The 15,718-nt window shown below is 70.2% G+C and carries 17 protein-coding genes; 6 read left to right on the top strand and 11 right to left on the bottom strand.

Going from position 1 to position 15,718, the window contains the following annotated elements:
• Nucleotides 1–23 precede the first annotated feature (23 nt).
• Both IEY36_RS05550 and IEY36_RS05545 read right to left on the bottom strand, forming a co-directional pair.
• On the bottom strand, nucleotides 24–1,238 hold the full coding sequence (locus IEY36_RS05550) for a DUF2336 domain-containing protein (RefSeq protein ID WP_188965914.1): 1,215 nt from the start codon (nucleotides 1,236–1,238) through the stop codon (nucleotides 24–26).
• Nucleotides 1,235–2,608: a sensor domain-containing diguanylate cyclase gene (locus IEY36_RS05545; RefSeq protein ID WP_188965913.1), complete on the bottom strand. Its 1,374-nt coding sequence runs from the start codon at nucleotides 2,606–2,608 to the stop codon at nucleotides 1,235–1,237. Before IEY36_RS05545 ends, IEY36_RS05550 begins: the two co-directional genes overlap by 4 nt.
• 100 nt (nucleotides 2,609–2,708) lie before the next feature.
• On the opposite strand from IEY36_RS05545, the gene dapD reads away from it, so the two are divergent.
• From dapD to IEY36_RS05530, 3 genes are read left to right on the top strand one after another with little or no spacing between them, the layout of a single operon-like run.
• Nucleotides 2,709–3,545: a 2,3,4,5-tetrahydropyridine-2,6-dicarboxylate N-succinyltransferase gene (gene dapD, locus IEY36_RS05540; RefSeq protein WP_188965912.1), complete on the top strand. Its 837-nt coding sequence runs from the start codon at nucleotides 2,709–2,711 to the stop codon at nucleotides 3,543–3,545.
• Nucleotides 3,545–4,693 (top strand): succinyl-diaminopimelate desuccinylase, encoded by a 1,149-nt coding sequence (gene dapE / locus IEY36_RS05535; protein WP_373290313.1) that lies wholly within the window; start codon nucleotides 3,545–3,547, stop codon nucleotides 4,691–4,693. The genes dapD and dapE overlap by 1 nt, the downstream gene beginning before the upstream one ends.
• Before the next feature lie 32 nt (nucleotides 4,694–4,725).
• Complete coding sequence (locus IEY36_RS05530; protein WP_188965911.1) at nucleotides 4,726–5,271, top strand: hypothetical protein; 546 nt, start codon at nucleotides 4,726–4,728, stop codon at nucleotides 5,269–5,271.
• A 3-nt stretch (nucleotides 5,272–5,274) separates the two neighbouring features.
• On the opposite strand, the gene truA is transcribed toward IEY36_RS05530, so the two are convergent.
• The 3 genes from truA to def all read right to left on the bottom strand — a co-directional run bounded on the left by truA (nucleotide 5,275) and on the right by def (nucleotide 7,706).
• A complete protein-coding gene (gene truA, locus IEY36_RS05525) occupies nucleotides 5,275–6,036 on the bottom strand; it encodes a tRNA pseudouridine(38-40) synthase TruA (RefSeq protein WP_188965910.1) in 762 nt (253 codons plus the stop codon).
• Entirely contained in the window at nucleotides 6,036–6,941 is a 906-nt protein-coding gene (fmt, locus tag IEY36_RS05520) for a methionyl-tRNA formyltransferase (RefSeq protein ID WP_188965909.1), read from the bottom strand. The genes truA and fmt overlap by 1 nt, the downstream gene beginning before the upstream one ends.
• A 234-nt stretch (nucleotides 6,942–7,175) precedes the next feature.
• A complete protein-coding gene (def, locus tag IEY36_RS05515; RefSeq protein ID WP_188965908.1) occupies nucleotides 7,176–7,706 on the bottom strand; it encodes a peptide deformylase in 531 nt (176 codons plus the stop codon).
• 191 nt (nucleotides 7,707–7,897) lie between these two features.
• Here def and IEY36_RS05510 point away from each other — a divergent pair, with 191 nt between their 5' ends.
• The 3 genes from IEY36_RS05510 (at nucleotide 7,898) to IEY36_RS05500 (ending at nucleotide 9,852) form a co-directional block, all read left to right on the top strand.
• A complete protein-coding gene (locus tag IEY36_RS05510) occupies nucleotides 7,898–8,293 on the top strand; it encodes an Hsp20 family protein (RefSeq protein WP_229681180.1) in 396 nt (131 codons plus the stop codon).
• A gap of 89 nt (nucleotides 8,294–8,382) precedes the next feature.
• Nucleotides 8,383–8,649 (top strand): hypothetical protein, encoded by a 267-nt coding sequence (locus IEY36_RS05505; protein WP_229681150.1) that lies wholly within the window; start codon nucleotides 8,383–8,385, stop codon nucleotides 8,647–8,649.
• Between the two features lie 24 nt (nucleotides 8,650–8,673).
• Complete coding sequence (locus tag IEY36_RS05500) at nucleotides 8,674–9,852, top strand: tetratricopeptide repeat protein (protein ID WP_188965906.1); 1,179 nt, start codon at nucleotides 8,674–8,676, stop codon at nucleotides 9,850–9,852.
• Between the two features lie 59 nt (nucleotides 9,853–9,911).
• On the opposite strand, the gene hpf is transcribed toward IEY36_RS05500, so the two are convergent.
• The 6 genes from hpf to IEY36_RS05470 form a co-directional block, all read right to left on the bottom strand.
• The gene (hpf, locus tag IEY36_RS05495; protein ID WP_188965905.1) at nucleotides 9,912–10,502 is read right to left on the bottom strand and encodes a ribosome hibernation-promoting factor, HPF/YfiA family; all 591 of its coding nucleotides are present in this window, start codon (nucleotides 10,500–10,502) and stop codon (nucleotides 9,912–9,914) included.
• 102 nt (nucleotides 10,503–10,604) lie between these two features.
• On the bottom strand, nucleotides 10,605–12,080 hold the full coding sequence (gene rpoN, locus IEY36_RS05490; RefSeq protein ID WP_188966120.1) for an RNA polymerase factor sigma-54: 1,476 nt from the start codon (nucleotides 12,078–12,080) through the stop codon (nucleotides 10,605–10,607).
• 81 nt (nucleotides 12,081–12,161) lie between these two features.
• A complete protein-coding gene (gene lptB, locus IEY36_RS05485; RefSeq protein ID WP_188965904.1) occupies nucleotides 12,162–12,923 on the bottom strand; it encodes an LPS export ABC transporter ATP-binding protein in 762 nt (253 codons plus the stop codon).
• Nucleotides 12,920–13,870, bottom strand: a complete 951-nt coding sequence (locus tag IEY36_RS05480; RefSeq protein WP_188965903.1) for an LptA/OstA family protein — start codon at nucleotides 13,868–13,870, stop codon at nucleotides 12,920–12,922. Before IEY36_RS05480 ends, lptB begins: the two co-directional genes overlap by 4 nt.
• 8 nt (nucleotides 13,871–13,878) lie before the next feature.
• Entirely contained in the window at nucleotides 13,879–14,601 is a 723-nt protein-coding gene (gene lptC / locus IEY36_RS05475; protein ID WP_229681149.1) for an LPS export ABC transporter periplasmic protein LptC, read from the bottom strand.
• On the bottom strand, nucleotides 14,598–15,575 hold the full coding sequence (locus IEY36_RS05470) for a KpsF/GutQ family sugar-phosphate isomerase (protein WP_188965902.1): 978 nt from the start codon (nucleotides 15,573–15,575) through the stop codon (nucleotides 14,598–14,600). Before IEY36_RS05470 ends, lptC begins: the two co-directional genes overlap by 4 nt.
• Nucleotides 15,576–15,718: the final 143 nt, after the last annotated feature.

The following is a 15,718-nucleotide window of genomic DNA, read 5'->3' as shown; positions in this document are numbered from 1 at the left end:
GTCCAGGGTGCGCGGAACCTGTCTCAACGCGCGGCGGCGCGTGACAGCGCGTCGATCCGCCAGCGCAACTCGCCATCGCCCACCAACGACGGCGCGACCGCCACCGTGGCCGCGGCCGGCGGCGTGGGGGCGAGCAGCGCGATGACGGTCTCGGCCGCCGTGTCACTCAGCCCGGCCTTGCGGCACAGCCCCGCCAGGGACTTGCTGCACCGCGTCGTGACCGCATGGTCCACCGTGCCCTGCGGCACCTCGGCCAGCCCGGCCAACGCGGCCGCGACGAAGGGTGCCTCGCCGCCGCGCGACGCGCGCACCATTGTCTCCTCATCCAGCGCGCGCGCGCGCAGCAGCAATGAGGCACGCGCGGCGGCATCCTCCGCGGTCTCGCCAGGCCGGGGCTTGCCGGCGAGCCGCCCCGCCACGGCGCCGCGGATGCGCGCGGCGATCTCGCTTGGCAGATCGCTCCGCTCCGCCAGCGGTGCGAGGAGTTCTTCCGCCACGAAGCGCGCCAGCGCCAGCGCCGCGCGGGGCGGCAGGTCAGGACGGCGAACAAGCGGTTCCTGCCAGGCGGTGTGTTCGGCCGCCTGCACCACCAGCGCATCCAGCGTGCTCTCGCGAATCGCTGCGGTGTTGTTGCCGAGCAGCGTGGTGATCGTCCCCGGGTCGCCGGTGGCCACCAGCGCATCGGCCACCGTCTCGCTGATGGCCGGCCGGCGCGCGATGGCGGTCAGCGTCGCGGCCACCGGCGGCGCGGCGACGAGACCCAGCAGGTCTTCCTCGGTCAGCAGCGGGCACAGGCGGATGACCGGTTCGGCCACGCGCAGGTTGGTGTCGTGGGCGAGAGCGAGCATCATCGACCGTGGCGCCTCCGGCAGGTCCTTCACCGCCTCGGCGATGGTGGCGCGGATCTCCTCGACGGTATCCTCGGCCAGCTTGGCGAGCGCCGTCCAGGCAAGCTGCGCGACGCGATCCTGCTGCCCCGATGACAGGCCGGGCGCGAGGTCCGAGAGGCGTATCGCCAAGGCCTGCCGCACGCCCTCGTCATCATCGACCGCCAGCGTCGTGAAGGTCTGGTGCGGGCTCGCGGGATTGGCCGCGACGGCGGCACGGGTTTGCGGCGCGCGGTCCGCCATCAGGTAGTAGAGCGCCTCGGGCGGTGCATCGGGATTGGCGGCAAGCGACGCACGTTCGCTCGCCGGGCCTTCCTCGAGAATGCGGACGATGTCGGTGATGGCTGTCATGCTGCCGGCTCCGCCATGCGCCAGCCGCCGCGCCCGCTGCGCTTGGCGTCATAGAGTGCGGCATCGGCGCGGGCGAGCAGGCCGTCGGCGCCATCCCCGCTGCCTGGTGCGCGGCAGGCGAGGCCAATGCTGAAGCGCGGCGCCGGGCGGTCGGCCGGCAACGCCGCGGCGGCGGCGATCAGCGCTTCGGCGCAGGCGACCGCTTCCTTGGCGGTCGCGCCGGGCAGCCACAACGTGAACTCATCCCCGCCGAAGCGCGCGGCGATGCCGCTGCTGCCGGCGGCTTCGCGCAGCATCTGCGCGGTGGTTCGCAGAGCGACGTCGCCGGCCTCATGCCCGTGCTGGTCATTGAGTGGCTTGAGATTGTCGAGATCGGCGAAAAGAAGGGCGCCGCGAGGCCCGCTCGTGCCATCGCCAAGGGCATTCGACAAGGCGTCGAGAAAGGCACGCCGATTGGCAAGCCCGGTCAACGGGTCTGTGCCGGCCTGGAGTTCCAGCGTCGCCTGCAGCCGGCTGAAGCCGAGCACGGCGCCGAGCGTGGCCGCCATGGTGCGCAGCACCGCGAGATCTTCGGCATCCCAGCCGCGGGCCCCGGCGGCCCGCCAGGCGGCCAGCGCCGAGATGGCAGGCGGGCGGCCATGGTGGTGGAACAGCGCCGCAGGTAGACGGCCATCGATCTCGCCGAGCCAGTCCCGCGCCGTATCGAGCGTCTCGCCGGCAATGGCGCCGAGCCCTGGCGGCACCTCGGCGGTGGCGCCGATGATCTCGGCGCCGTTCCCGCCCGGCACCACCATGGCCGTCCCGACACAGCCCAGCGCGTCGCGCAATTCGGCGAGGCCATTGGCCAGCGCCTCGCGCGCCGTGCCGGCATGGCGCACCGTCTCGCCCAGCGCGTCGAGCAGGGCGGCGCGGCGCAGCCCTGCGGCGGCCGCGGTGGCGGCGGCTTCCTGGTCGGTGACGTCATGGGCGGCGCCACGCAGCCCGGCGAACTGGCCGCGAGCATCGCCGATCGGCGCCAGGGACAGGGAAATGCAGCGCGGCCGCCCACCTGCTCCGGCCATCCAGACCCGATGGTGGCGTATGGCATGGCGCTGGTCGAAAGGGTCGGTCGCGGTGCCGAGCAGCAGAGAGGCCGCCCGCCGCCCCAACAAGCCGGCAGCCGCATGGCCAAGGATGTGGTTGGGCCAGAGAAAGCTGAAACGGCCGGCGCTGTCGGTCTCGAAAACGAAATCGGCCGCGAGGCCTGTAAGGTCCTGCCAGCGCTGCCGGGATTCCAGCAAGGCGCCATGCAGCGCCGCCGCCGCCGCAGCCGCGGGCGGGATGGTCGCCGATCGTTCCTCAGGGCGCAGGGCCGTCGTCATCAGCGGCATGGAACGGCATCGGCAATGAATGCCCGGTTACCGTGGCGCGTTGACAGGCAGCCGCGGCGGCGCCAAGCAGCCTTGCCCTTTCCGATCGCCCGAGGACGCCATGAACATCACCGCCCTGCAGGCCCGCATTGAATCGCTGTGGGAGACCCGTGACCGCATCACCTCGGCCACCGGCGGCGACGACCGCGCGGCGATCGAGGCGGCGCTGGAATTGCTCGATTCCGGCAAGGCCCGCGTGGCGCAGCCGGACGGCCAGGGCGGCTGGAAGGTCAATCAGTGGCTGAAGCAGGCCGTGCTGCTGTCCTTCCGCCTGGTTGATTCGGCGCCGATGGACACCGCCGCCGGCGCCTATGACAAGGTGCCCCTGAAGTTCGCCGATTGGGGCGAGAACCGCTTCCGCGAGGCCGGCTTCCGCGCCGTGCCCGGGGCCGTGGTGCGCCGCTCGGCCTTCATCGCGAAGAATGTGGTGCTGATGCCCTCCTTCGTGAATCTTGGCGCCTATGTCGACGAAGGCACCATGGTCGACACCTGGGCGACGGTCGGCTCCTGTGCGCAGATCGGCAAGAACGTGCATCTGTCGGGCGGCGTGGGGATCGGCGGCGTGCTGGAGCCGCTGCAGGCCAATCCGGTGGTGATCGAGGATGACTGCTTCATCGGCGCTCGGTCGGAAGTCGCCGAGGGCGTGATCGTCGAGCGCGGCGCGGTGCTGTCGATGGGCGTGTATCTCGGGGCCTCGACCAAGATCATCGACCGCGCGACGGGCGAGATCTTCATCGGCCGCGTGCCGTCCTATGCCGTGGTGGTGCCGGGCGCGCTGCCGGGCAAGCCGCTGCCGGACGGGTCGCCGGGGCCCTCGTTGTACTGCGCGGTGATCGTCAAGCGCGTCGATGCGCAGACCCGGGCCAAGACCGCGATCAACGAGCTGCTGCGCGACTGATCGCCCCGGTGACCACTGATCCGATCCCGCTCGCCCAGGCGCTGATCCGCTGCCGGTCTGTCACACCGGCCGATGGCGGCGCGCTGGATGTGGTGCAACGGGCGCTGGAACCGCTTGGCTTCACCTGCACGCGGCTGGTCTATGGACCCGATGACTACCGGGTGGACAATCTGTTCGCCCGGCGCGGCACGGCGGGCCCGCATCTCTGCTACGCGGGGCATACTGATGTGGTGCCGCCCGGCGATGTCGCCGCTTGGACCGATGACCCGTTCAGCGGCGAGGTGCGCGACGGGCTGTTGTTTGGCCGAGGCGCCTGCGACATGAAGGGCGGCATCGCTGCCTTCATCGCCGGGCTGACCGACTATCTGGCGGCGCATCCGGACCATCCCGGTTCGATCTCCCTCCTGATCACCGGGGATGAGGAGGACCGTTCGGTCGACGGCACCGCGAAGGTGCTGGAATGGATGCAGGCGAACGGCCAGGTGCCCGACATGGCGCTGGTCGGCGAACCGACCAGCCGGCGCGCACTGGGCGACACCATCAAGATCGGCCGGCGTGGCAGCCTGACCGGGCGCATCACCGTGCAGGGCAAGCAGGGGCACAGCGCCTATCCGGCGCTGGCCGACAATCCGATCCATCGGCTGGTGGCCGCCCTGGGGCCGCTGCTCGCCGCGCCGCTCGACAACGGGTCGGAGTTCTTTCCCCCGACCACGCTGCAGGTGACGGGATTCGATGTCGGCAATCGCGCCTCGAACGTCATCCCGGCGACCGCACGGGCGATGCTCAACATCCGCTTCAACGACCACCACACCAGCGCGACGCTGACCGAGCGGCTGCACGCTGCATTGCGAGCCGCCGGCTGTGCCTACGCGCTGGACGTGGATTGTTCGGGGGAGTCCTTCCTTACCCGGCCCGGCCCCTTCGTCGATGCGCTGTCGCGCGCCATCGCGCGCAGCACCGGGGTGACGCCGGCGCTCGACACTGGCGGCGGCACTTCCGATGCGCGCTTCATCGCGCGCTATTGCCCGGTGGCGGAATTCGGCGCGGTCGGCGCCACGCTGCACCAGGTGAACGAGCACGCCTCGGTGGCGGAGTTGCGCCGCTTGGCCGCCGCCTACCAGACGATCATCGCGGAGATTCTCGGCTGAGCGGCGCAGCCCCCCCGCCGCCCGGCCCGGCGGTGCGCGGCATCGCCGGCGCGCTGCTGCTCGCCCGCGGCAAGGTCGATGGCATCGACGCCTTCGAGCCGACCATGGAGGATGCGCGCGTCTCCTTCCTCGCGGCGCTGCTGTGCCTGCCGATCTTCCTGTTGCTGCGCATGGGTGGTGGCCCGGCCGTGGTCGCCGTCGACCCGGTGCGTGCGCTGGCCGCCGACCTGATCGCCTTCATCTGCTCCTGGGCCGGTTTTGCCCTGGCCTCGCTGCCCTTGACCGAGGCGATGGGGCGTCGCGTGTTGTGGCCACGCTTCATTGCCGCCTGGAACTGGGTGAATCTGGTCCAGTATGTGGTGGTGGCGCTGCTGTCGCTGCCCGAACTGCTCGGCCTGCCGGGGCTGATGGCGGATACGCTCGCGCTGCTCGGCCTTGGCTATGCGATGTGGTTGCAGTGGTTTGCGACGCGCCTCGCGCTTGGCCTCTCCGGGCCACGCGCCGCGGCGTTCGTGGCGCTCGACCTCGGCATATCGCTGTTCCTGTCGGGGCTGGCGGCGAAGTTCGCGCTGGGCTGACCCTCAGCGCCAGTCGATCGCCTCGGGGTATCGCACGCCGGTCAGCACCAGCCCTTCCGGTGGCGCGGTCTGGCCGGCGCGGCCGCGATCGCGGCCCTCCAGCACGCTCCGCGGCCAGGAGACCGGGCGCCTGCCCATGCCGACCTCCACCAGCGTGCCGACCATGTTGCGCACCTGGTGGTGCAGGAAGGCGCGCGCGGCGGCGGTGATCACCACCTCATCGCCGAGCCGCGCCACATCCAGCCGGTCGAGCGTGCGCAGCGGTGACTTCGCCTGGCAGGCCGTGGCGCGATAGGCCGAGAAATCATGCTTTCCGAGCAGCCCCTGCGCCGCCTCATGCATCGCTGCCGCATCGAGCCGCCGCTGCACATGCCACACCCGGCCGAGATCGAGCGCCGGCCGGGCCCGCCGGTTCAGGATGCGGAAGCGATAGGCCCGGCCGATCGCCGAGAAGCGCGCCGACCAATCCTCCGGCATCACCGCCGCGCCCAGCACGGCGATGGGGTGGGGCTTGGTGTGGAAGTTCAGCGCCTCGCGCACCCGTTCGGGCGGCAGATCACCGGCCAGCGTCACCTGGGCAACCTGGCCTTCCGCATGGACGCCGGCATCGGTGCGCCCGGCGGCGATGACGGTGGGCACCTCGCCGCCATTCAAATGCGCGGCGGCTTCCTCCAGCACCTGCTGCACGGACAGCCCGGTCGCCTGGCGCTGCCAGCCGACGAAGGGCGTGCCGTCATATTCGAAGAGCAGCGCGTAGGAGGGCATCAGCCGAGCACGGTGCCGGCGGGCAGGGCGAAGCCGCGCAGGAAGGCCTCGGCCTCCATCGCGGCCCGCCCGGGGCGTTGCAGGCGCAGCAGCCGCAAGGCGCCAATCCCGCAGGCGACCAGCGCGGCATCGTCGAGCAGCGTGCCGGGCGCACCGGTACCGGCCTCGACGCGCGCGGCGAGCAAACGGATCTGTTCGCCGGCCTGGGTGAAGTAGGTGCCCGGCCAGGGGTTCAGCGCCCGCACGCGGCGTTCGAGCGCGGCGGCGTCGAGCATCCAGTCGAGCCGACCATCCTCCTTGGTCAATTTCGCAGCGTAGGTGACGCCTTCCTCCGGCTGAGGGATGGCGGGCGGGTCCTCGGCCAGGGCGCGCAGCACCAACCGCGCGCCGATTTCCGACAATGCATCGTGCAGCGCCTGGACGGTGGTGTCCGAGCCGATCGGCGTGGCTTCCGTCAGCAGCATCGGGCCGGTGTCGAGGCCTTCCTCCATGCGCATGATGGTCACGCCGCTTTCGGTGTCACCGGCGAGGATCGCGGCATGGATCGGCGCCGCCCCGCGCCAGCGCGGCAGCAGCGAGGCATGGATGTTGATGCATCCGCGACGGGGGGCATCGAGCATCGCCTTGGGCAGGATGAGCCCATAGGCGGCGACCACCGCGACATCGAGGTCTAGCGCCGCGAAGGCCTTATGCTGGGCGGTGTCGCGCTTCAGCCGGGTGGGAGTGCGGACCTCCAGCCCCAGGTCGAGCGCGGCGCGGTGGACAGGGCAGGGGGTTTCCTTCTGGCCGCGGCCAGCGGGGCGCGGCGGCTGGCAATAGACGGCGGCGATATCGTGGCCGGCGGCATGCAGGGCGCGCAGCGCCGGGACGGAGAAGTCCGGGCTGCCCATGAAGGCGATTCGCATAGCGTCACGCGCCGGAGAGGGGCGCCGCCCCTCTCCGAACCTCACCCCGCCAAAGGCCTAAGGGCCCTTGGAACCCTCGAATTGGGGTGCGCCACATGGGCAGGGTGCTCCCGAAAAGTGATGGTTTCCAAAGGGCCTGTGCCTTTGGCCGGTGGGGTTCGGGGAGGGCAGGCCCTCCCCGATGACAGATGGGGTTCGGGGAGGGCAAAGCCCTTCCCGAGGACGACCGCGCCGTCAGTCCCGCTGTTTCGCCTTCAGTTCCTTGGCCAACTTGCGCAGCAACATGTTGCGCTTGAGCACGCTCAGATAATCCACGAACAGCACGCCGTTCAAATGGTCGATCTCATGCTGCAGGCAGGCCGAGAGCAGGCCCTCGCCCTCGATCTCGCGCTTCGCCCCGGTCAGGTCCTGGTAGCGTACCTTCACCCGGGCGGGGCGCGTGACGTCGCCATACTGGTTGGGCAACGACAGGCAGCCTTCCTCGCGTGTCGCGAGTTCGTCGCTCTCAGCCACGACCTCGGGGTTCACCAGGACGAGGGGCGCGCGCGCATCTTCCTTCTGCAGGTCGATCACGACCAGGCGCAGCATCTCGCCGACCTGCGGCGCGGCCAGGCCAATACCGGGCGCGGCATACATCGTCGCCAGCATCTTCTCCGACAGAGCGCGCACGGCGTCGCTGTTGCCGGCGGCGACGGGTTTCGCCTTGGCGCGCAAGCGCGCATCGGGGACGAGCAGGATCGGCAAGGTGGCGGCGGGATCGGTCATGGCGGGGCTGGCCGGATGTAGCCTTGGCCGCCCCCCCTTGCAACCGCCGGCCCCCCCGCCAAAATCACGTAGCGGCTGGATGCTTCGGGTCCCGCCGCCCGCTTCGCTCTCGGATGAGGAGGCCTGCCTTCGTGTCTCGACCACCGCTTTTCGGTTCGCCCCTGTTTCTCGGCTTCGACCATCTCGAACAGATGCTCGACCGCGTGGGCAAGAATGCCGATGGCTACCCGCCCTACAATATCGAGCAGATCGGCCCAGACCGGCTGCGCATCACCCTCGCCGTCGCCGGCTTCGCCATGGACGACCTGCAGATCACGCAGGAAGACAACCAACTGGTGATCCGCGGGCGCCAGCAGGATGACAGTGAAGGCCGCATCTTCCTGCATCGCGGCATTGCCGCGCGGCAATTCCAGCGCGCCTTCGTGCTGGCGGAAGGGATGGATGTGGAAGGCGCCTGGCTCGACAATGGGCTGTTGCACCTGGAACTCAAGCGCCCGCAGCCCGAGACGCGGGTGAAGACCATTCGCATCGGCGCCCGCACCAATGGCGCCACGACAATCACGGAACGGCTGCCCGAACCGGGCTGAAGCCCGACCGTTTTCCCCAACCGGGCCTATCCGGGCCGGACCCAGTGCCACACGGGCCCCAGCGGACGTGGCGGCAGGAGGATACAGTGATGACCGACGACCATGACGACTTCGACGAAACCGACGAAACTGCCGTGATGATGCCCTCCGCGGTTGAGATGCGGCGCCTCTCGCCGCTCGACTGGGCCCGTTTCGGCGCCCGGAGCATGGCCTATGCGCGGCCTGTTCTGGTGAACGGCCAGGCGGCGGTCGCGATCCACGCGGCGGATGGTACGCCGATCGGCGCGGCCCCGACGCTGGCCCTCGCGACGGCGGCAATCCGCCAGCATGGGATGGGTGCGGCGCTGGTCCACTGACCGGCGGCGCGGGATCATTGCCGGATGGCCGGCAATATCGTGTTCGAGGATGCGGAGATCCGGGTCGTGCATCGGCCCGGATCCAGCGACTACAGCCTGGTCACCTTCGCGGCACTCGGCCATCGGCCGAACGGCGACTGGATCTGGGCTGGCCCGCCCATCGAAAAGCTCGACATCGAGGCGATCGGGATCATCGCCCATCGCCCGAACTGGTTTCCGGCCGCGGCGATGCAGGCCGCGGCGCCGGTCATCCGCGACCTGCTGCGCCCACGCGCCATCGGCTACGGCTACAGCATGGGCGGCTATGCCGTGCTGAAGTACGGGCGGCTGCTCGGGCTGACCCATGGATTGGCGGTATCGCCGCAGGTCAGCATCGACCCGGCGGATGTGCCGCAGGAACGACGGTTTCGCCCGCATCACGACCCGGTCCTGCATGCCAACATGGCGGTGGTGGCGCCGGACCCACCGCCGATCAGCTTCGTCGTCGGCGACACGATGTGGGACCTTGATGGGTTGCATCTGCGCCAGGCGGCGACATTGCCGGGCGTACACGTCATCCCGCTGCCTTTCATGCGCCATGCGGCTATCGATCGTCTCACCTCGACGCGCGTCATAGCCTCCGTGCTCGACCTCGTGCTGGCTGGCGATGCCGCCGCGCTGCGGGAGGAGTTGCGCCGGGGGCGGTCGCAATCGGCTGAACTGCACCTCTGGATCGGGCGCTCCGCGGCGGCACGCGGTCATCTCGGACCGGCTGAGCGGCTCTGGGCACGGGCGCAGGCGCTCGGCGCCCGGCCTGGCGGCATCGCCGCGGTCCGCGCCCTGGCCCTGCGCGAAAGGCTGATGGCATTATTCGCGATGCGCCGGCCGCGCGAGGCCATCGCCTTCATCAATACGGCGATCGAAGAACAGGGACGCCAGGTCCAGGCGTTGGTGCATCTTGGCGAGTATTTGCGCCGCCGTGGGCTGCCCGCGAGAGCTGCCCAGTGCTTCCGCCGCGCGATCCAGACGGCGCCGCGATTTGCGCCGGCACATCTGGGCCTGTTGCAGGCGTTGCAGGCGCGCGCCGGACCTCGAGAAATCGCGCTGGCGCGGAGTGCGGCGCTGGAAAACCTCAGCCACAGTCCGGCGGACGTCGGGGCGGTGCTGGCACTCGATATTGATCTGCCGGCGCCGGCCGAAAGTGTGCCGATCCCCGGCCAGTGATCGGGAACCTGGCGCGGATTGCCGCGCCAGGCCCTTCCGTAGTGGAAACCTGCCCGTGCTTACCCTTCGCCCGGGTCGATCCAGCCCACATGTCCGTCGCCACGCCGATAGACGACATTCAGCGTGCGCGTTGCCTTGTTGCGGAACATCAAGACCGGAACATGGGCGAGATCCATCCGCATCACCGCCTCGCCCACCGTCATCAGGGCGATGGCGGTCGCATGCTCCGCGATGATCGCGCCATGGTCGGCGCCGTTGGTGGCGACCGGCTGCTCGCCCTCCTCCTCCTCGATGGCCTGCAGCACGCGCTCGCGGCCGCTGGGCGCCTCGGCGTCGCGATCGGGGGCGACGGAGCGGGAATGCTCGTTCATGCGGCGGCGATAGCGGCGGAGCCGCTTGGCCAGGTGTTCGGCCGCTTCCTCGAAGGCGCGATGGGCGTCCGGGCCCTCGCCCTCGGCCCGCATGGTCAGCCCTCGACCGGCCTTGAGATTGATGTCGCAAGCGAAATGCGCGCGTGAGCGGTGGAAGGTTACATTCGCTTCCAACGCGTGGTCGAAGTATTTGCGCGTGATGGCATCGAGGCCGTCGCGCACATGGACCTTCAGCGCCTCGCCGGTTTCGACCTGCTTGCCTGCGACCGTGACATGCATGGGGCTATGCCCTCCTTCTTCCAGTGAAGGGGAGGGGCCGCCCCGTATGGCGACCGGACGCCGGTCCGCATCCTCCGCGCGGGCCGTACAGGCAGGACCGGATCAGGCCGGGACGGCCTTCTCCCTTTTGCGCTGCACCGATGATGGGATGCGCAACGCATCGCGGTATTTGGCCACGGTCCGCCGGGCAATGTCCACGCCTTCCGCACGCAACCGTTCGACGATCGCGTCATCCGACAGGACATCGGCCACGCCTTCGGCCTCGACCATGGCCTTGATGCGGTGACGCACCGCCTCGGCACTGACCGATTCGCCGCCGGCGGTGCCGGCGATGGCCGTGGTGAAGAAATACTTGAGCTCGAAGGTGCCACGCGGCGTGGCGATCGCCTTGTTCGAGGTGACGCGCGAGACGGTGCTTTCATGCATGCCGACTTCCTCGGCCACATCGCGCAGGATCAGTGGGCGTAGATGCGCGACGCCATGGCGGAAGAAGCCATCCTGCCGCCGAACGATCTCGGCCGAGACCTTCAGGATGGTATTGGCCCGCTGCTCCAGCGATTTCACCAGCCATGACGCGGTCTGGAAGCGTTCGGCGACCCAGGCCTTCTCGTCGCGCGACTTGGCGCCGACCACGGCGCGGGCATGAAAGCCCCGATTGATCAGCACGCGCGGCAGCGTCTCGGGATTCAGCTCGATGATCCAGTCATTGGCCGGACCGCGACGCATCAGCACGTCGGGCACCAGCGTCATCGCCGGCGGCGCGTCGAAACTCGCACCGGGCTTGGGGTCGAGCCGTTTCAGCTCGGCCACCATCTCGGCGATGTCCTCGCCATCGACGCCGCAGACGCGCTGCAGGCCGCGCAGGTCGCGCCGCGCCAGCAGGTCCAGGTTGTCGAGCAGCGCGGCCATGGCCGGGTCGAAGCGGTTGCGGTCCTGCAACTGGACCATCAGGCATTCGCGCAGGTCGGCGCAGAACATGCCGACCGGGTCGAAGCGCTGCATGCGTCGGCGCACGGCGGTGACCACGGCTTGGTCGCAGCCGAGGGCGGCGGCGATGGTGGCATCAGGCACCGCGAGCCGACCGGCCGCATCGACCAGCGCGAGCAGGTTCGCCGCGATCATGCGCTCCTGCGGGGTGCCGAAGGTCAGCCGCACCTGTTCGCCGATGTGCTCGCGCAGGTTCTTCTCCGGCGCAGCCATGGCATCGATGCCGGACAGGTCGTCGTCGAAATCCGCGCGGCCGCCGCGACCCATCGGCGGCGTACCGCTGTCATAGACGTTGTCCCACTCGGTATCGAGCGGCGCGGCAGCTTCCGAAGGCAGCACGTCCGATGCCGCGGCGGTGGCGGTGTCGGGCGCCTCGGCGGCGGCGGGCAGCGGGTCGGTGCTGCGCCCGGCATCGGGGCCGGGTGTCGCGCGCTCATCGCGTTCGAGCAGCGGGTTCCGTTCGAGCTCCTCCTCGACGAAGCTGGTGACTTCGATGTTGGAGGATTGCAGCAGCTTGATCGCCTGGCGCAGCTGCGGCGTCATCACCAGCTGCTGCGAGTGACGCAGGTCGAGGCGTGGGCCGATCGCCATCAGGGCGACACGCGTGGCGAGGCCGCGCGTTCCCGCCACGCATGCAGGATCGGTGCGGCGGCTGCAGGCATGGCGGTCAAATTACAGGCTGAACCTTTCGCCGAGGTAGACACGGCGAACGCCCTCATGCGCGACGATGTCGCGCGGATTGCCTTCCATCAGCACCTGGCCGTCATGCAGGATATAGGCGCGGTCGATGATCTCGAGCGTCTCGCGCACATTGTGGTCGGTGATCAGCACGCCGATGCCACGATCCTTGAGATGCTTGACCAGGTCACGGATCTCGCCGACCGCAATCGGGTCGATCCCGGCCAGCGGTTCGTCGAGCAGGATGTAGGAAGGATGCGTGGCGAGCGCGCGGGCGATCTCGCAACGCCGCCGCTCACCACCCGACAGCGCGAGGGCCGGCGCGCGGCGCAGGTGCGAGATGCCGAATTCCGCCAGCAGCGCATCGAGCATCTGCTCGCGCCGGTCGCGCAGCGGTTCGACCACCTCGAGGGCGGCGCGGATATTGTCCTCCACGTTCAGCCCGCGGAAGATCGAGGCTTCCTGCGGCAGGTAGCCGAGGCCGAGGCGCGCGCGGCGATACATCGGCAGGGTCGTAACGTCGTGGCCGTCCATCATCACCTGCCCCTCATCGGGGCGCACGAGGCCGGTGATCATGTAGAAGGTCGTGGTCTTGCCGGCGCCGTTCGGGCCGAGCAGGCCGACCGCCTCGCCGCGCTTCACCGAGATCGAGACGTTCCGCACTACCGGTCGCTTCTTGTAGCGCTTGCCGAGGCCACGGGCGACCAGCCCGCCGCCAGTGGCGGCCCCTTCGACGACACGCAGGGCGTCGCTCATCGTGTCGCCTCCGGCTGTGGCGCGGGTTGCGGCCCGGGAATGGGCTGGCCCTGCTGCTGCGGCACGACGAGGCCCTGCACGCGCGCGCCGGGCGCCGAGACGAGGCGAGCCACGCCGGTCTTCATGTTCACGATGGCTTCCTGACCAGTCAGTGTGTTGTCCCCACGCGTGATGCGCACGGCGCCCAGCAGGCGCGCGAGGCCCGAATTCGGGTTGTAGACGCCGCGGTCGCCGCGCACGACTTCCTCGGCGGTGCGGATATCGACATTGCCATAGGCCTCGACGCGTTCGATCGAGGAGGCCTCGGTGCCGGGCGGCTGGCCGGGCAGGGTGGCGGCCGGCTGCGCGCGCGGGGTGCGTTCGGGGGTCGGTGTCGCCCCGGGGGCGGCATTCTCGACGAAATAGGCGACCAGTGTGTCGGCCCGCACGCGCCTTCCGTCATTGGTGACCACCACAGCATTGCCGCGCGCCACGGCCATGCGGCGCTGCGCCCAGTATTCGATGCTGTCGCGCGCGGTCAGCGTGTTGTCGGTCGAGATCAGGCGGAGGTTGCCGCCGGTCATCACCATGACCGACTGGTCCATGTCATAGACGGCTCGGTCGCCCTCGGCGCGGTCGGTCGCCGAGGTGACGACGACGTTGCCCTCGGCCTCCAGGCGCCAGATTTCCCCGCCGCCGGTGGGGCCATCGGTCGGTGCGCGCGGGGCGGCGCCGGACTCCCCGCCACGCGGGCGATAGCGGGCGATCAGGCGGTCGGCCTCGACGGTGACGCCGCCGCGCACCGCACGGGCCTCGCCGCGGGCGACGATCACCTGTTCCTGCTGCCGCCATTCGATGCCGTCGACGGCGGTGACCTCGATCGGGCCGCCCTGGCTGAGGTCGAGACCCTGCGCGAAGGCCGCCGATGACAGCAGCGCCGCAGCCAGGCCGAGGATGGTCCGTCGCATGATGGTTCTCATTGCCCGCCCTCGAGCACGGCACGGGACCGGCCGGTGAAGATCACGACCTGGCCGCGGTCGAGCAGTCGGAAACCCTCGCTCACCAACGTGCCGAAGGGCCCTTGCGCCGCCACCGGTTTGTCGCCGGAGGCCGAACCCTCCTGCAGTTGCACCTGCGCCGCGGCGGTGACGAGCAGGTTGCCGCCATCCTGCCACAGCGTGACGTCGCCCGAGAGGTCGAGCAGGTGCCGCCCCTTGTCGAAGCGGCCCTGGTTGGATTCCAGCAGCACCCAGCTGCCATCGGTCAGCAGCACATCGGCGCGCGGGCGGTCGAGGTCGACGATGTCGGGGTCCTCGGTCTGCGTCGCGACGGTGGCGGTCACAGTGAAGGGCCGATTCTGTTCATCGAGGCCTTGGTAACGGGGCTCGACCAGGCGAACCGCTTCCGGCTGGGCCTGGATGACGCGGCGGAAGGAGACACGGGCGCGGTCTTCCATGCGGTCGAGTTCCGGCCAGACGGCGATCGCCAGCAGCAGGCCGACGCCGGCAAGCGGCAGGAACCATTTGGCGACGCGCACGGCGAAGCGGCGGCGGGCGATCTGTCCGGCCGACGGCGCCCAGCGACGACGCGATGGCGGCAGCATGTGGCGCGAGACTACCGCCGGGCCGCGTTCCGTCGCCACCGCGCGCAGCGGCACGGCCGGCGCGGGTTGGGGGGTGGGCTCGTCCCGTCCGCTCACGCGACACCGGCCCGGAGCAGGTCGTGGATATGCAGGATGCCGACCGGGCGCGATGCCTCATCCACCACGAACAGGGTGGTGATGGCACGCGTGTTCATCGCGTGCAGCGCCTCGGCCGCGAGGGTATCGGGGCGGACGGTTCGCGGCGCGCGGGTCATGACCTCGCCGGCGGTGCGGTTGAGCAGGGTGCCGCCGGCTTCGAGGCTGCGGCGCAGGTCGCCATCGGTGATGATGCCGAGCAGCTGGCCATCCGCGCCCTGCACGCCGAGGCAGCCGAAGCGCCGGGCCGTCATGGCGACGATGGCGGCATCCATGCGCGTCTCGGGCGGGGCGAGGGGCAGTTCCTGTTCGCCATGCATCAGGTCGCGCACCCGTTGCAGCCGCGCTCCCAGCTTGCCACCGGGGTGGAAGACGCGGAAATCGGCGGCGGTGAAGCCGCGCCGGTTCATCAGCGAGACTGCCAGCGCATCGCCCAGGGCGATCTGCATGGTGGTGGAGGTGGTCGGCGCGAGGCCCATCGGGCAGGCCTCGGGCGCTTCAGGCAGCAGCAGTGGGACATCGGCGGCGCGGGCGAGGGTGCTGCCAGGCCGGCCGGTGATGCCGATCAGCGGAAGGCCGAAGCGCTTGGCGTGGCCGATCAGGTCGGCGAGTTCTGGCGCTTCGCCGGAATTGGACAGTGCCAGTACCGTATCGCCGGGGATGATCATGCCGAGGTCGCCGTGGGACGCCTCGGCCGGGTGGACGAACAGCGCGGGCGTGCCGGTGGAGGCGAAGGTTGCCGCGATCTTGCGGGCGACATGGCCGGACTTGCCCATGCCGGAGACGACGACGCGCCCCGTGGTGGCGGCGAGCACCGAGACGGCCTGGGCGAAGCGATCGTCCAGGCTGTCGGCCAGGGCGGTCAGGGCTTCGGATTCGAGCGCCAGGACGCGGCGCGCGGTGTCGAGATCGGGGTGGGGAATAGGGGCGTTCACGACGCCTGTATGGTGCCGCGGGGCCTAAGGGTCAATAAAAGTCGCTGCGGTCTATCAAGAACCGTGCCAAGGCCATTCGGCGAGCGAATCGAGGGCATCGGGCCGGGGACGGGGCGGTGGGCCGCGGCGCGCGGCCTGTGGCT

Source organism: Neoroseomonas lacus, assembly GCF_014644535.1.
Taxonomy (GTDB): Bacteria; Pseudomonadota; Alphaproteobacteria; order Acetobacterales; family Acetobacteraceae; genus Neoroseomonas; species Neoroseomonas lacus.
Note: the sequence above shows the minus strand (reverse complement) of the source record. Positions and strands in the feature narration are given on the sequence as shown.

What these genes read in the sequence shown, in the direction of transcription:
- IEY36_RS05510 (WP_229681180.1), top strand. Translation starts at nt 7,898, where the DNA reads ATGCTCGACCGCGTGGGCAAGAATGCCGATGGCTACCCGCCCTACAAT.
- IEY36_RS05480 (WP_188965903.1), bottom strand. Translation starts at nt 13,870, where the DNA reads ATGCGACGGACCATCCTCGGCCTGGCTGCGGCGCTGCTGTCATCGGCG.
- IEY36_RS05505 (WP_229681150.1), top strand. Translation starts at nt 8,383, where the DNA reads ATGACCGACGACCATGACGACTTCGACGAAACCGACGAAACTGCCGTG.
- fmt (WP_188965909.1), bottom strand. Translation starts at nt 6,941, where the DNA reads ATGCGAATCGCCTTCATGGGCAGCCCGGACTTCTCCGTCCCGGCGCTG.
- IEY36_RS05545 (WP_188965913.1), bottom strand. Translation starts at nt 2,608, where the DNA reads ATGCCGCTGATGACGACGGCCCTGCGCCCTGAGGAACGATCGGCGACC.
- truA (WP_188965910.1), bottom strand. Translation starts at nt 6,036, where the DNA reads ATGCCCTCCTACGCGCTGCTCTTCGAATATGACGGCACGCCCTTCGTC.
- IEY36_RS05550 (WP_188965914.1), bottom strand. Translation starts at nt 1,238, where the DNA reads ATGACAGCCATCACCGACATCGTCCGCATTCTCGAGGAAGGCCCGGCG.
- dapD (WP_188965912.1), top strand. Translation starts at nt 2,709, where the DNA reads ATGAACATCACCGCCCTGCAGGCCCGCATTGAATCGCTGTGGGAGACC.
- rpoN (WP_188966120.1), bottom strand. Translation starts at nt 12,080, where the DNA reads ATGGCGATCGGCCCACGCCTCGACCTGCGTCACTCGCAGCAGCTGGTG.
- hpf (WP_188965905.1), bottom strand. Translation starts at nt 10,502, where the DNA reads ATGCATGTCACGGTCGCAGGCAAGCAGGTCGAAACCGGCGAGGCGCTG.
- IEY36_RS05500 (WP_188965906.1), top strand. Translation starts at nt 8,674, where the DNA reads ATGGCCGGCAATATCGTGTTCGAGGATGCGGAGATCCGGGTCGTGCAT.
- def (WP_188965908.1), bottom strand. Translation starts at nt 7,706, where the DNA reads ATGACCGATCCCGCCGCCACCTTGCCGATCCTGCTCGTCCCCGATGCG.
- lptB (WP_188965904.1), bottom strand. Translation starts at nt 12,923, where the DNA reads ATGAGCGACGCCCTGCGTGTCGTCGAAGGGGCCGCCACTGGCGGCGGG.